The organism is Sneathiella sp. D3-11, assembly GCF_055809395.1.
Window position 1 is genome coordinate 1,837,565 of sequence record NZ_CM147911.1, and the last position, 14,714, is coordinate 1,852,278.

Annotated in this window: 8 protein-coding genes; 4 read left to right on the top strand and 4 right to left on the bottom strand. The window is 55.8% G+C overall.

Annotation, left to right across the window (positions count from 1 at the left end; translation table 11 throughout):
• Positions 1-26: 26 nt before the first annotated feature.
• The 4 genes from AC0L73_RS09450 to AC0L73_RS09465 all read left to right on the top strand — a co-directional run bounded on the left by AC0L73_RS09450 (position 27) and on the right by AC0L73_RS09465 (position 3,186).
• On the top strand, positions 27-764 hold the full coding sequence (locus AC0L73_RS09450; RefSeq protein ID WP_227948464.1) for a hydroxyethylthiazole kinase: 738 nt from the start codon (positions 27-29) through the stop codon (positions 762-764).
• The gene (locus AC0L73_RS09455; protein WP_473655396.1) at positions 761-1,849 is read left to right on the top strand and encodes a TRAP transporter substrate-binding protein; all 1,089 of its coding nucleotides are present in this window, start codon (positions 761-763) and stop codon (positions 1,847-1,849) included. The genes AC0L73_RS09450 and AC0L73_RS09455 overlap by 4 nt, the downstream gene beginning before the upstream one ends.
• Positions 1,850-2,056: 207 nt before the next feature.
• Complete coding sequence (locus AC0L73_RS09460) at positions 2,057-2,314, top strand: GlsB/YeaQ/YmgE family stress response membrane protein (RefSeq protein WP_227948462.1); 258 nt, start codon at positions 2,057-2,059, stop codon at positions 2,312-2,314.
• Positions 2,315-2,343: 29 nt separating this feature from the next.
• Positions 2,344-3,186: an alpha/beta hydrolase gene (locus tag AC0L73_RS09465; RefSeq protein ID WP_473653601.1), complete on the top strand. Its 843-nt coding sequence runs from the start codon at positions 2,344-2,346 to the stop codon at positions 3,184-3,186.
• On the opposite strand, the gene AC0L73_RS09470 is transcribed toward AC0L73_RS09465, so the two are convergent.
• The 4 genes from AC0L73_RS09470 to AC0L73_RS09485 form a co-directional block, all read right to left on the bottom strand.
• Positions 3,176-4,867, bottom strand: a complete 1,692-nt coding sequence (locus tag AC0L73_RS09470; protein ID WP_473653602.1) for a thioesterase domain-containing protein — start codon at positions 4,865-4,867, stop codon at positions 3,176-3,178. The two genes, AC0L73_RS09465 and AC0L73_RS09470, sit on opposite strands and share 11 nt — an antisense overlap.
• Positions 4,803-9,362 (bottom strand): SDR family NAD(P)-dependent oxidoreductase, encoded by a 4,560-nt coding sequence (locus AC0L73_RS09475; protein ID WP_473653603.1) that lies wholly within the window; start codon positions 9,360-9,362, stop codon positions 4,803-4,805. The genes AC0L73_RS09470 and AC0L73_RS09475 overlap by 65 nt, the downstream gene beginning before the upstream one ends.
• Before the next feature lie 72 nt (positions 9,363-9,434).
• Positions 9,435-13,943, bottom strand: coding sequence for a MupA/Atu3671 family FMN-dependent luciferase-like monooxygenase (locus AC0L73_RS09480; RefSeq protein ID WP_473653604.1), 4,509 nt, complete (start codon positions 13,941-13,943; stop codon positions 9,435-9,437).
• A 123-nt stretch (positions 13,944-14,066) separates the two neighbouring features.
• Complete coding sequence (locus AC0L73_RS09485; protein ID WP_473653605.1) at positions 14,067-14,702, bottom strand: glutathione S-transferase family protein; 636 nt, start codon at positions 14,700-14,702, stop codon at positions 14,067-14,069.
• Between the last annotated feature and the right edge of the window lie 12 nt (positions 14,703-14,714).

The following is a 14,714-nucleotide window of genomic DNA, read 5'->3' on the forward strand; positions in this document are numbered from 1 at the left end:
TTCAACGAATGAATGGAAGGAAAAGCATGCGCGAGGACCGAACTATACCGCTTTTACAGGCATTAAATACCCGTCGCCCGGCCGTTCACTGTCTCACCAATACGGTGGTGCAAGCGCTCACAGCCAATATGCTGCTCGCCATTGGGGCAATTCCTTCCATGTCTTCGGATCTGGAGGAAGTGGCCGGTTTCACGAAAAGCGCGGATGCGCTTCTCGTCAACATCGGCACCCTTGACGGAGATCTGAAAGCCTCGATCAAATTGGCCATTTCATCGGCAGATGACAATGGGCTTCCCTGGATACTTGATCCTGTTTTTATCGACCGCTCGCCGCCACGCGCTGCCTATGCGAGTGACCTTCTCACGCTTGGTCCGGCACTGATCCGGGGAAACAAGGGGGAAATCACCCTGCTTGGCGGCACTCCCGCCGATCTTGCCCAAAAAACCGGGGCCATCGTCGCTATGACCGGCGCAACGGATCTGATTACCGACGGGAGGGAGGAAATCACTCTGACCGGCGGCCATGAGATGATGAGCCGGGTCACGGGGATCGGTTGTGCAGGCACGGCACTTCTCGGGGCTTGCCTTGCGGTAGCGCCGCAAGATCAGCGACTGCAAGCCGTGGCAGCAGGTCTCTCTCTTCTGAGCAAAGCGGGTGAACAAGCCGCAAAGCAAGCAACCGGACCCGGCAGCTTCGCCTCACTGATCCTTGATAAAATATACCAGATTAGTCAATCCAGCCTTCAGGAAAGGAAGGAACCATGAAAAAACAGCCCCTCTCCCGCCGGAAATTTCTCACCGCCTCCAGTGTAGGCGTGGCGAGCGCAAGTGTTTTCCCTGCACCGTCCCTCGCAAGCGGCGCAATGCAGTGGAAAATGGTCACATCCTGGCCGAAAGGCGCACCGGGCGTCGGTGTCACCGCGCAACGACTCGCCGATCGAATTACTGCAATGAGCGATGGCAAGCTAACAGTTAAACTCTATGCAGCGGGCGAGCTGGTGCCCGCGCTTGAGGTTTTTGGTGCGGTTGGCGGCGGCACAGCCGAACTTGGACACACTGCGTCCTTTTTCTGGCAAGGTAAAGCGAAGGCAAGCGTCTTCTTCACCACTATTCCCTTCGGGTTGACGGCGCTGGAACATATGGCATGGATCAATCAGGGCGGCGGACAGGAACTCTGGGACACGCTTTATCAACCCTTTGATATCAAACCATTTATGGCCGGAAACACAGGCATTCAGATGGGCGGTTGGTTCAAGAAGGAGATTAAATCACTCGATGATTTGAGGGGCGTCAAAATTCGAAGTGCGGGCCTTGGCGGCGATTTGTTTGAAGAAATGGGCGCAACCTCCGTTTTGCTGGCGCCGGGAGATATCTTCCCAGGATTACAGAACGGACTGATTGATGCCGCAGAGTTTCTCGGCCCCTGGAGTGACCGGGCGTTTGGCTTTTACAAGGCTGCGCCCAACTTTTACTGGCCATCATTCAACAAGCCGAACGGCACCGCCGAATGTCTTGTCAATCGCACGGCGTTTGAGGGATTGAGCGATGATCTGAAAGCCATCGTCGCCAATGCGTGCCAGTCAGAGAATGCGATCGGGCTTTCCGAATCCGACTGGGAAAATGCCCGCGCACTTGAAGATCTGGTGAAGAACAAAAAGGTGAAGCTTCGCAAGTTTCCGTCCGACCTGCTCGCGCGCGCACGAGAGTTAACGCCGGGCCTTCTGGACAAGTTCGTCGGCGGCGACCCGATGGCGGAAGAGATTCTTACCTCCTATCGCGCGGCACTCTCGCTTTCAAAAAGCTGGTCACGGATCAGCCGTCAGGCCTTTTTTGCCGCACGCGATACCTGAACACCACACCACCATTATGGTGAATGGAGCAAGAAATTACGGCAAATTCAGTACCATAATGGTGTCATTTTTGGCGAAACGCTGAGCCTTCGGCACCATAATGGAGAAGTTGCCATCTCCGACAGGATCAAGAAATCCATCTTGACACCCGCCCGCCCTCCCTTCCTAATGTTAGGAGTGCGGGAACTATGAAAGAGGTGGATTGTCATGGGAGTGGAAAGTCTTCTCATCTTCTTGCTGATCGGTGCTGTCGCTGGCTGGTTGGCCGGGCTGATCATAAAGGGCTTCGGGTTTGGCCTGATCGGCAACATCGTTGTCGGCATTATTGGCGCCTTCATTGCCGGGTTCGTCTTACCAAGAATCGGAATTGATATTGGTGGCGGCATTCTGGCGGCGATCATCCACGCAACGATTGGCGCAGTAGTGTTCCTGTTCATCATCAAACTCATCAAATCACGAGGCTGACGCAACCGAAAAGCGCGTCGGAATATTCTATGTCCCTGCAGAACGGCCTCATACTCCTTGGCGTGCTAATTGCCCTGATCGTGGTCGCCGGATTTGTTGGAATGCGCCTCTTTTACGGATCAATCTACAAATTCGATCAGGCGACCGACGGGCCAAAAAGCTATGGCCTTGACGGCGCTCGTGAAGTGACCTTCAAGTCTGAGGACGGAACGGAAATCACTGCCTGGATCAAGCCGCCGGACGAAGATACGCCGATAATACTATACTTCATGGGAAACTTTACCTCTATCGGCCCGTCCGTTGGGCGGCTGAAACCCTTTCTGGACAAGGGTTTCGGTGTGGCCGCTCTCGTCTATCGTGGATCAAGCGGTAAGGGCGGCACCCCGTCGGAAGAGGCTTTTGCCGCAGATGCTCGTGCGCTCTATGATCAGCTGAATGAGCTGATAGAGAAAGAAATTCCCAAAAGCAGACGTATTGTCCACGGCTATAGTCTTGGAACAGGGATCGCCGTCCGACTCGCGGCGGAGCGGCCCATTGCTGCACTGACCCTTGAAGCCGCTTTCGCCCGGTTTTGCGATTATTTCACAGATGCTTATCATGGGTTGCCGTTTTGCCGTCTTATGTCACGGGAACGCTATGATTCAATTGACCGGATAAAGGCGATAAACGCACCGCTCCTCATGCTGCATGGGGAGCAGGATACCGCCATCCGTATGACCACCGCCCGGCGGCTGTTTGACGAAGCGACGGAACCAAAATCATTCAGGACCTACGCAGATGGAAATCACACCAATCTCGCCGATCACGGATTGATCGAAGACAGCCTCACCTTTTATAAGGCACATGTCCCCGGCATGCCTGTCACTGATTAAGCAATAGCTCATTCAGGATCTTGCCAATCTCGCTGATTGTCGGATCGATCATCATATTGAAATGGTCGCAATCAAAAATCATTACCTCGATATCGCCAGAGACGAACTCGTCCCAACCAAGTTTCGGACCCGCCCGCAGGAAGTCCATGCTCGCCTGGCTGCCCTTGAACAAGAGCACATCGTTTGGATAATCAGACGGGCGATAGCGATGTTCGGCCGCCAGATAGGCACTCGTCATCCGCTGACCAACAAGCTCGTCCGGGATTTTGCTTCCCTTCTTGAGAAGTTCGGCGATTTGCTCCATTTCGCGCCCGGCTGAGCGGCTTTGCCACTTACGAAGCGGCCACTTTAGCGCGAAGCTGAGGCTCCAGTGGCGAGCCGTCCAGATTTTCTCAAAAATACTGACGGGCTGCGGATCAACGTCCGGTGCGAGGGTGTCAAAGAAGATCAGGTTCCCTACCTCATGACCTGCGGCGCGCAACTGTTGCGCCATCTCAAATGCAATCACGCCACCCCCGGAATAACCGGCGAGATTATAGGGCCCCTCAGGCTGGTTTTTCAGCATCGCGGCCAAATAGCAACTCGCCATCTCCTCGATGGTTTCATGAATTTCTGTCTCTCCGTCGGAGCCAAGCGCCTTGAGCGCATAAAACGGAATTTTTGAATCGATATAGCCGGAAAGGGACCGGAAATTGAGAACATTCCCGCCCGCTCCATGAACAAGATAAAGCGGCTTCACATGTGGTGCGCCCTTCTTGATCCGTACCAACGGAGACCAGCCATCCTCAACCGCAGACGTATCCGCACCGTCGGACGGTGATGTCACCTCGACATCAATATTGCCTTTCGCGATCACCACATCCGAGAGGAGGCGCAAGGTCGGTGCCTGAAATAGGGTGGCAAGCGGCAGGTCGGTTTCATATTCTTTGCGGATTTTCGCAAACAGACGCACCGCCGCCAGCGAATGACCACCAAGATCAAAGAAGTCTGCATCCGGATCGGCCTGATCTACACCGAGAAGGTCAGACCAGAAGCCAGCGATCGTTTTCTCAACTGAATTTGCATAAACGGTATCAACGCCGCCCTGTTCTTTACGGCTGCCATCAGCCTTTTTGCGTCGCTGAGCGCCGATCCGAGCCATTTCACGAGCGATATCAGCCATCGATGTCGGGGAGACGACGATCGCCCGCGCATCAGAGTTCAGCACACGGTTGAACACAGCAGGTGCATCCGCGGCGGCAATACCTTGCGCAATCATTATATCCACGAGTTGTTCCGGCGCACTGGCGGTATCGAAGCTGGTGCCTTCTATCCGGCTGAGTGCGAATCCCTCCAAAATCATCAGGAGCGTGCCTTTCTCATCGGAGAAAACAACGTCGAAGCTCGCGAACCGGCCCGGCGTTTCCGCAACAAGACGTGCCCGTGCCACAAACCGTGCCGGTATCGGCCCCAGAATACGCAGGCGATCCACCGACATCGGCGCATAGAAAGCGCCTTCACTGCCAACATCGGACAGCAGGTTCAGGCCGATAGTTGCCGCCGTATCCGTCATTCCTGGATGGGCCGTATATTGACCAAGATCGGAAAGAAATGCCTCAGGCAGGGCGAAATCCGCCTCAACAATATTCGAACCAACGCGAATTTGCCCAACATTGTCCCAGCGTGGACCAAAATCGATCAACTCCTCTTGCGAGATCCTGTCCGCTGCTATCGGAAATAGAGAGATTGCCCGTCGCGTGCAAACCTGCAGGCAGCTTACGATCCGTCAATCGCTTCAGAACAAGATTAGCGTGGCAATGCTCGATCAACGGCGCATCTGCGGAGGCGCTGCTCTGCACCTTGAAATCATACCCGCGCTCCGTCGGCGTGAGAGTAACCACAACCCGCGCACGGACGGCATCCGCAAATACCATCGGACTCAAAAGCGAGAGGGATTGGATTTCCCATTTGCGCCCCGATGCCGCCTGTTCCATTGCTACACGGGCAATCTCGATATAGGCCGTTCCCGGCAAAACCGGGACGCCCCCAACAACATGCTCGTTCAGTACCCAGAGTTCCGCTGGATCATAATAGGACGTGAAAGAGAACCCGCCCTTTTCATCCGTCTCCATCGGACCAAGCAGCGGATGGGGGCCAACAACATTCTCTTCCTGATTCCGATAGGCGCGTGCGGCCATGCCGATATCACGCCAAACACCCCAGGAAATTGCCAGACCATCACGGCGCGACGCCGCAAGACTTTCCAAATAGCTGTTCGCCGCGACATAGTCGACCTGACCCGGCGGCGCGGTAATAACAGAGGTGGAGGAAAAGACCGCAAAGAAATCCAGTTCCCCGTCCGGTAGCAGTGTCGAGAGATTCTCACCGCCATCTACCTTCGGCGCGAGCACATTGTGCGTATCTTCAAGGCTTTTGCCGAGCATCGGCGCATCGTCCATGATGCCTGCACCATGGAAAACCCCGTCAATACCGCCGAATTCTGAACGCGCTTTCTCAATTGCTTTCCCGATGGCCGCCTTGTTTGTCACATCCGTGCTGAGGATCAGGACATCTCCACCTGCCGCTTCTATCTCACGGATCGCATGAATAGCATAAGCCGTATGACTGTCTGGATGTTTCGCAAGAACGACGTCCCATTCCGCCCTGCCCGGGAATCTGGAACGACCGATCAGCGCGACTTTCGCGTTGGCTGTTGTGCCGAGATAACGCGCGAGTTCCAGCCCGATGCCGCCCACGCCGCCGGTAATCAGATAGCGCCCGCCATCTTTCACCCGTTTGGGCAACCCTTCGGCCGGAGTGGCGGACAGAGAATCAAGTTGCTGCGCATACCGTTGATGCGCGCGAAAGGCGATGCAGTCATCTGCGGTGGCGCCGCCCTGTTCATCAAGAATTGCATGCGCCGCCCAGACCGGATCTTCCGCTGGCTCCAGATCAATATACTGGGCGCTTAACCCCGGAATTTCCCGTGGCGCGACACGCACAGGACCGATCAACGTGCCAAGTGAGGGATACGGCGCTGGCTCTCCGGCAACGGAAAAGCCGCCGCTTCCGATAAAAGTGAGACGCATATCTTCCGATGGGTCGGCAGATTGAATGGCACGAGCAAGGCAAAAGCCGCTGTCGAACAACCCTTCCTGACCCTCAACCGCCGCCGCCATCGGCCAGGCATGGATGATATGACTCGGCAACTCCGCCAGGTCGGCAAAGAGCGCGTCGTAATCCTCCGCCACGTCGGGGGCAAGTCGATAACCTTCGTCTTCTTTGCGGAACTCGACTCCCGGCCGAACAATAATAACCGCCTCCCGCCGATCGGAGAGCTCCGCCACAACGGCGTCGGAAACCGGGTCGCCACCATGAAAGATAAGCCAATGGCCGCCATGTTGCGCTTCCGTCGGTGGAGCCGGAGAGTATTTCCAACTTTTCGTGACAAACCAGTCGTCGGGATTTTCCTGCCGGGTGAGATGCACGGCAATTTCTGCGTCTGCCTCCCCGGCCTCTGCCGTTCGGCCAATTCCCGGCTCGATCCAGTGGCGGTCCCGCGCAAAGGCATAGGTCGGTAGGGAGACACGGCGCCCACCCGCCCCCGGCAAACTATCCCAATCGAGCGTGCCGCCAACTGTCCAGATATGCCCTGCCGCCGCCAGCGCCCGTGCCATATCGTCATCCGTCTCTTTCGGTGGACGGCCCGACGAAATCACGGCAAGCGGCTCATTCGCCCCCCGGCTCATCTCCGCGAGCGGACCCAGCGTTTGGCCCGGCCCCACTTCCAGCAGGATCCTGTTCGGCTTTTCAAGCACCGTCTGTATGGCATCGGCAAAGCGGACCGTCCGGCGCAAATGCTCGACCCAATAGTCAATGGTCGAAAAATCACCATTTTCCGGCCAATTCCCACGCAAAGTAGAGACAAAAGGGATCTCCGGCTCGGTCAATTGAATGCCCTGTATGCCATTTCGAAAATTATCAAGCTGATCATCGAGAATGCGGCTATGGGCGGCGACATTGATACGCACACGCGTGGCCTCATATTCCGTGCCCTTAAGCTCACTCTCCAGCGCGTCGATAGTCGCAATTTCGCCCGAGACAACACAAAGATCAGGCGCATTCAGCGCGGCAATATCAAGCCGGTCACCAATCAGTTCCGTTACCTTTTCCCGTGGCGCCGGGATAATACTCATCGCGCCCGCGTCAGCGGCGTCCATTACCTTGCCGCGCCAGACAACAATTTTAAGGGCGTCAGCGACCGACATTACCTTGGCGATCACTGCGCCTGCATATTCCCCCGCACTATGTCCGAGAACGGCGGCGGGCTCCACACCCCAGTTGATGAACATTTTCGCGTATGCATATTCAAGGATGAACAATGCCGGAATGGCATAACCCGACATCTCCATCTTCGCCCGCGCATCCGCATCATCGAGGCATTTTTCGAACATGACACTGCGAAGATCGGCAGGCGCATCCATCGGCATCTGCGCGAAACAATCATCAACCGCCGCCCGAAACGCATCGGAACTTTCCAGTAAATTTGCGCCCGCGCCCGGATATTGCGCGCCGCCGCCCGGAAACATGAAGACAACCTCCGCCTTAGCGTTTCCAGCGGCACCCGACACGGCATGCTCCGCTACATCATTCCAGAGCGCAGCCTTGAGATCGTCTTTGGACTTTGCAACAAAAGTCCGACGCTCTGAAAACTCCCTACGCCCATGGCGCAAGGTATAAGCAGCATCGGCAAGCGAGGGCATTTCCGGCGTAGCGACAAATTCCCGCCATTTTTCCTGTAATCCGTCCAGCGCCTGTGTATTCCGCGCGGAAAAGGGAAACAGCCGCCAGCTCTCAGCGTCGATATTATCTGGTCGCTTGGGCGCTTCCTCGATAATCGCATGGGCGTTGGTGCCGCCAACGCCAAGCGAATTAATGCCAGCCCGGCGCGGAACGTTCCCGCACGGCCAGGGCTTGTTTTCCGCCACCACATAGAAGGGGCTGTTTGCTATATCAAAACGGCTGTTCGGCGTCTTGTAGTTGAGCGAAGCAGGCAAGGTTTCATGGCGCAGGGCCTCCACCACCTTGATCAAGCTGGTTGCGCCCGCCGCCGTATCCAGATGGCCAATATTGCTCTTGACCGACCCAATCCCGCAATAGCCAACCCCGCCCTCACCATAGACCTGGGAAAGACCCGCAAGTTCGATCGGGTCGCCAACCGGCGTGCCCGTGCCATGGGCCTCGATATAGCTGACGGTTTCCGCCGGGATATCGGCGATGGCAAGAGCCTCGGCCGCCGCTTCCGCCTGCCCGTCTACGCTGGGGGCGAGGTAACCCGCCTTCTGCGCGCCGTCATTATTCACGGCGGAACCGATCAGCACTGCCTTGATATCATCGCCATCAGCAAGCGCATCTTCCAGACGGCGCAGAACAACAATCGCCGCGCCAGAACCAAACACCGTTCCCTCGCTGTCATCATCAAAAGGACGGCAAAGGCCATCCGGTGACTGAATTTCCCCCTCGACGAATTTATAGCCATGGCGATGTGGCAACTCGATGGACACACCACCGGCAATTACCATGTCACTCTCCATGGAAAGAAGACTAGCCGCTGCCTGATGCACAGCAACAAGCGATGTCGAGCAGGCCGTCTGCACCGCCACGGAGGGGCCCTGCAAATTCAGGAGATAGGAAAGACGTGTGGTGAGAAAGTCCTTGTCATTGCCTGTGTGACGAAGCAGGAACAGGCCAATTTCTTCCACAAGGTCCGGATTGGTAAGTAGATTGAACGGTAGATATGCCTGCAAACCAGAGCCCGCGAAAACACCGATCCGCCCATCGAAATTCTCGGGCATATGGCCCGCATCTTCGAGCGCCTCCCACGCACATTCAAGGAAATGGCGGTGCTGCGGATCGAGGATCGACGCCTCTCGCGGGGAAAAGCCGAAGAAACCGGCATCGAAGCATTCCATATCGGGCAAATAGTTTGCCGCGCGGACATAGTTCGGATCCGCCAATTCTCTCGGGCTGACGCCATTGGCAAGCATTTCCTCATCAGTGAACCAGCGCGTACCGATCCGCTCATTCACCAGCAGGTTCCAAAGTTGCGATACGCTGCGCGCAGACGGAAACCGGCCGGCCATGCCGACAATAGCAATCCTTTCAGAAGCCTGAATTCCCTCAATGCTGTCTGTCATTTTCTCGCTCATTTCCACCGTAACCGGCGGTTTGTTTACCTTGACAAGTTCTCATCCTGCCAAAAGTCACATTTATTGTACAGTTGCCCCTGTTCTTCTCGCCATCCGGGCGCGCCGCGCCGCGGCGCGCTCTGCCCCGCGCTTGGCCGCCGACGACTCTCCATCCGCCTTGCCGTCACCATCGAGATGACCGGCCAGTGCCTGAATGGTTGAAAAACGGAACATGTCCGTAATGGCCACTTCCTTGTCGAACAGTTCCTTCAACCGCCGCTGCACCTGCACTACCAGCAGGGAATGCCCGCCAAGATCAAAGAAATTATCGGTTACGCCCACTTCAGCAAGGCCCAGCGCCTCGCACCAGATTTTCGCAATAGCTGTTTCTGTGTCACTCTGGGCTGCTTCCGTTGCTGTGTTTGTCTGTCCTTGCGGTTTTGGCAGCGCCTTACGGTCAATCTTGCCGTTTGGCGTTTGCGGCATAACATCCAGCACGATCACTTGCGATGGCGTCATGAATTCGGGTAGCCGCTCTCCCAGTTTTTTGCGTACGTCTTGTGGGTCTATCTTGTGACCCGGTGCGGCCGTCGCAAACGCAACAAGACGTTTGTCACTCTCGCCCGTCTCAAAAACCGTGACCGCCGCATCTTTGACTTCATCCAGCGCACCAAGCTTTGCCTCAATCTCGCCAAGCTCAATCCGGTGACCACGCACCTTAACCTGATTATCCATGCGACCATGGAATTCAAGATTACCGTTCGGCATATGGCGGACCAAATCACCGGTCCGATAGAAGCGACCTTCAGCGGTATCGAGAAAGCGTTCCGCCGTCAACTCCTCACGCTTCCAGTAACCATCGGCGACGCCATCGCCACCAATCCAAAGTTCCCCGGCAACACCACTCGGTAGTGCCTGACCAAATTCATTGCGGACGGAATAGATCGTGTTGGCAATCGCCTCACCCAACGGAATCGTTTCTTCCACTGTTTCAAGATTGGCGACCGACGACCAAACGGCCGTCTCCGTCGTGCCATACATGTTCAGAAGCGACCCCTTTAAGTGGGAGCGTAAATTTCGCGCGAGATCGGGTGGAAAGCCTTCGCCGCCAACCATCATCACCTTGAGCCGGCCAAGCGCCGTCCGCCCTGCCTCTTCCGCCACCAGGAAGGAGGCCATCGATGGGGTACATTGGAAATGAGTGATGTCATGCTCGACAATCTGTTCCGCGACAGAGGCCTGACGTGCAACCCCGCCTTCGGCAAGCAGATTATTCTTCAGATCGTTGATATAGGTGAGATGTTTCAGCACGAGATCCGTATCAACACCAAAATCGATCAGGCAGGCAATCTCGTCCACACCCATGCGGGCAATCTCGCGCACCAGCTCCTGACAGCTGTCCGGTGTGCCAAACAAGCCACTGGTCTGGTAGTAGCGTTCAAACGCGTGATCAAGGAGAGCATCCGTCTCTTCGTCGGTAAGCTCTTGCTTTTCAAAGACTTCCTGCGGCGTCACGCCGCTTGCATCGGCCTTTTGCTTGAAGGTAGGAGAACTCCACGACGCCCGGCGGAGTAGATCGACCGAGCTTTTGAGATAGCCCTTCATCGGCCCGCGTACTGTTTCGCGCACCTGATCCTCATCCTCCCCCACAAACGTATGCAACATGAGAGAGACTTTTCCGTTACCGGGATGCCCGGCCTCACGCCAGGCCATGCGGTAGGCGCGGATTTTCTCGGCCACATCCTCGAATTTCTGGCCCAACAGATGGGTCAGCACATAACAACCCTTTGTGGCTGCTGCGGCGAAGGTTTCCGGGTTGCCCGCCGCCGTTAGCCAGAGCGGGATATCTCCGTTTACCGGATGCGGCAGGGTGGAAACTTCAATCTCTTCGCCCTTGTGGTTCGGTAATTTGATGCTCTCGCCGCGCCATAATTTGCGCAGGGTATCGACACCATCCAGCATCACATCTTTACGGTTTTCAAAATTTTCCGGTTGCAGCACAAAGTCATTAGGCTGCCAACCGCTAGCAAGGGCGATCCCGGCGCGCCCGGCGGAAATATTATCCACCAGTGCCCAGTCTTCAGCCAGCCGAACCGGATTATGCAGCGGCAACACGCAGGAGCCTGCGCGAATGCCGACATTCTTGGTCATCGAGGCCACGGCGGCGGAACTCACCGCCGGATTGGGATACAAACCGCCAAAGGCATGGAAATGCCGCTCCGGCGTCCAGACCGCCTCGAACCCGTTGTCATCGGCAAATTTCGCGCCCTGCAGCAAGAGACGATACGCCTCCGGCCCGCTTCCAGACGCTTCGGACGCAAAGTAGAACAGGCTGAAACCCGGAACCGTCGCCGAGGAAACGCCGTCCGTCTGCAGCACGATGGTAAAGCCACGCGCCAGCGTCCAGAAAATCTCCAACACCGAGATATCAAAAGAAACCGATGTGATAGCAAGCAACCGTACCTCTCCGTCATGGGGGACGGTCAGGTCGGTGCCAGTAAAGAAGTTGACGATATTCTGATGGGTCAGCATCACACCTTTCGGCGTGCCGGTTGAGCCCGACGTATACATCATATAGGCGAGGTCAGACGGCTCTCCGGTTGGAGCCGTGAAGTCACCATCGGTAGCATCCGGGTAAACAATTTTCTTTGGATCGAGCCGGAATTTGAACTCGGTCGTCGGGCTGGCGACGATCAACGGCGCATTGCTGTCCTCAATCATGAAGGCAACACGTTCTGCCGGATAGGCCGGGTCAAGCGGCAGATACGCCGCACCGGTCTTCAAAATGGCAAGCAGGGAAACGATTAAATCGGTCGATCGTTCCAGACATAATCCAACGATTACGCCCCGTTTCGCACCGCGCGCCGCAAGAGCGGCAGCGAGCAGATCGGTGCGCGCCTCCAACTCCTCATAAGTGAGCACATCATCATCAGCTTTCAGTGCAATGGCATCAGGGGTTTTCGCCGCCTGTTCGCGAATTACATCGTGAATACGTTTATCACGCGGATAGTCGATGCCCATGGCATTCATGCCCGCCTGCTTCTCATTCGGATCAGTCAGCGGCAGGTCTTTTAACCCTGTGTCCTTCTGTGACGCAAAAGCATTCAGGAAGAAGGCAAGGTCACGCCCCATGGCAGCGAGGATATCGCGCGCGTAAAGCCCTGTCTTGGCGATCAGGCGCGGGGTATCCCCAAGCGCAAGAACGAGCAGACGGTCGCCTAATAGCTCCGCATCCGTTCTGTCATTCGCGGTGACCGCGACGTTCAACGCCCGCAAAGCTATATCGCGCGTCGCCGTATCGGGCAGGCGGGCAATCAGATCGATACTTCGGGGGCCTTTATTTTCCCCTTCCGTTTTGATTTTGGCAAATGACTGAAGTGTATCCTTCACACTGGCCGATGCCTCGACCGGCATAGTGACAAGCTGGCTCTCCGCGATCAGCGGATGCGCCATAGTGCCACCATCAACACCGCAGGAAACTGTCTTCGCCCCCATCAACAGGGAATGCCAGACGAGAAAACCGGCAGCCCCTTCGTCCAAGTCAAGCGGTTGATCGAGCGGCATGGGCGCAGAAATGACACCTGCTGCTGTATCCCGGTTCGACGGATAGGGTGATTGTAATGGCTGCGCGACCGCGAGCGCGTCCTGCCAATAAAGTTCTGCCTTTGCGATTGTCGTGAGGTCTTCATCGGAAAGGACTGGAACCAGTGGGATTTGCGCCCCTACCTGCAGCCCGACAGCGTTTGGGTGGCGTGGTTCTCCGGCGAGGCAGCGAAACGCCCCGACTGTGACATCATGATCGCTTGCGGATATCGTGATTCCATCGTTGTCCAGCGCAACAACTTGTCCCGGCGCGTTGGAGGCAGGACCATCCTTTATGGCGAGCGAGCCAACTAGAGAGACAGATTTTCCCGTCCATAGCTTCGCCGTGCCCAGCGGGTTGGCATAGGCTCCAAAATCAAGCGCGCGGACAATCCGATTAAGCTCACTGGCTGTTTTTGTGAAATCAAGTGCGCCCAAAGCTTCAGGCCGTTTCTCGGCTTCGTAGCGATTTCTCTCTGCGTCCTGCTCTTGCGGGCGGACGGTATCGGTTTTGAGTTCCCCGATCAACTCAGTGAAGGAGGCAAGCCCGGCCTCATAACATTTTGCATTGAGGCTCATTGAGGTTTCATCTGGCGAGATTTCAACCACGCGTGATTTCAGGATACGGCCCTCATCCGGGGAGGCGAGCATTTCATGCCAGGTGACGGCGTGGGATGTCTCGCCATTCATTAGCGCCCAGGACGTGACATTGATACCGGCATATTTTGGCAGCGGTCCATCAAAGAAGTTGATGGCAAATTTATTTGGTTGAACCGGAAGATGTTGCGGAAAAATCGTCAGATTGACGACACTGAAAAGATAATCGTAGGTTAGATCCTTGAGCCCTTCATCCTGTGGGTCGCCGAAAAGAGTTAGACCTTCCGCCTCGGCCCAAGCGCGAACACGCGGTTCACGGGTCATTATCGCGGTGATTTCACCGCCGGCACGCCGAAACTCTTCGGCACATTGAACAAGAAGCGTTCCTTCACCAATGAATAGCCCGTTCATTTTTCAAACCAGGTCCTTCGCCTTCGTATTTTTGTTGTTGTACTGAACTCCTTGAACTCAACATAGAAATAACCTGTTTATTAACCCTTAACGGTCGGAAATATTTCTAACTTATTCTCGTTATCATTCCGGAACGGGAACGTCAGATACATAATGAGGGATGTGATAACCCTTCTGCACTGCCGGACGACCCGCTATGCGGTTATACCAATCTTTTACATTCGGATACTGATTGAGATCAATTGTCTGCCACTCAAATCTTGATATCCAAGGCCAGATCGCAATATCCGCAACGCTATACTCTCCGGCGACATAGTCACGTTCAGATAGCGCGGTATCCAGCACACCGTAAAGCCGTTTTGCCTCATTGAGGTAGCGTTCCTCCGCATAGGGTGCCTTGCCCGGATTAAAGCGGACGAAGTGATGCGTCTGCCCCGCCATCGGCCCGAGACCGCCCATCTGCCACATCAGCCATTCCATCATCTGCCAATAACCGACGTCGTCCGACGGAATCAGCTTGCCGCCCGCCTTCTTTGCGAGATAGAGCATGATTGCGCCGGATTCCATCATCCGAACACCGGTGTCATGATCGACAATCGCCGGAATGCGGCCATTGGGTGAAATCGCCAGAAATTCGGGCGTTTTCTGATCCCCGGCTGTGATATCAATGGGTTTCACCTCATAGGGCAGGCCCAGTTCTTCCAGCAGGATGGAGACTTTCCGGCCATTCGGCGTACCCCATGTATAGAGATCGATCATATTTCCTGTTCC

Coding starts and splice junctions, on each gene's coding strand:
- AC0L73_RS09455 (WP_473655396.1), top strand. CDS start 761: ATGAAAAAACAGCCCCTCTCCCGCCGGAAATTTCTCACCGCCTCCAGT.
- AC0L73_RS09450 (WP_227948464.1), top strand. CDS start 27: ATGCGCGAGGACCGAACTATACCGCTTTTACAGGCATTAAATACCCGT.
- AC0L73_RS09465 (WP_473653601.1), top strand. CDS start 2,344: ATGTCCCTGCAGAACGGCCTCATACTCCTTGGCGTGCTAATTGCCCTG.
- AC0L73_RS09485 (WP_473653605.1), bottom strand. CDS start 14,702: ATGATCGATCTCTATACATGGGGTACGCCGAATGGCCGGAAAGTCTCC.
- AC0L73_RS09475 (WP_473653603.1), bottom strand. CDS start 9,362: ATGACAGACAGCATTGAGGGAATTCAGGCTTCTGAAAGGATTGCTATT.
- AC0L73_RS09480 (WP_473653604.1), bottom strand. CDS start 13,943: ATGAACGGGCTATTCATTGGTGAAGGAACGCTTCTTGTTCAATGTGCC.
- AC0L73_RS09460 (WP_227948462.1), top strand. CDS start 2,057: ATGGGAGTGGAAAGTCTTCTCATCTTCTTGCTGATCGGTGCTGTCGCT.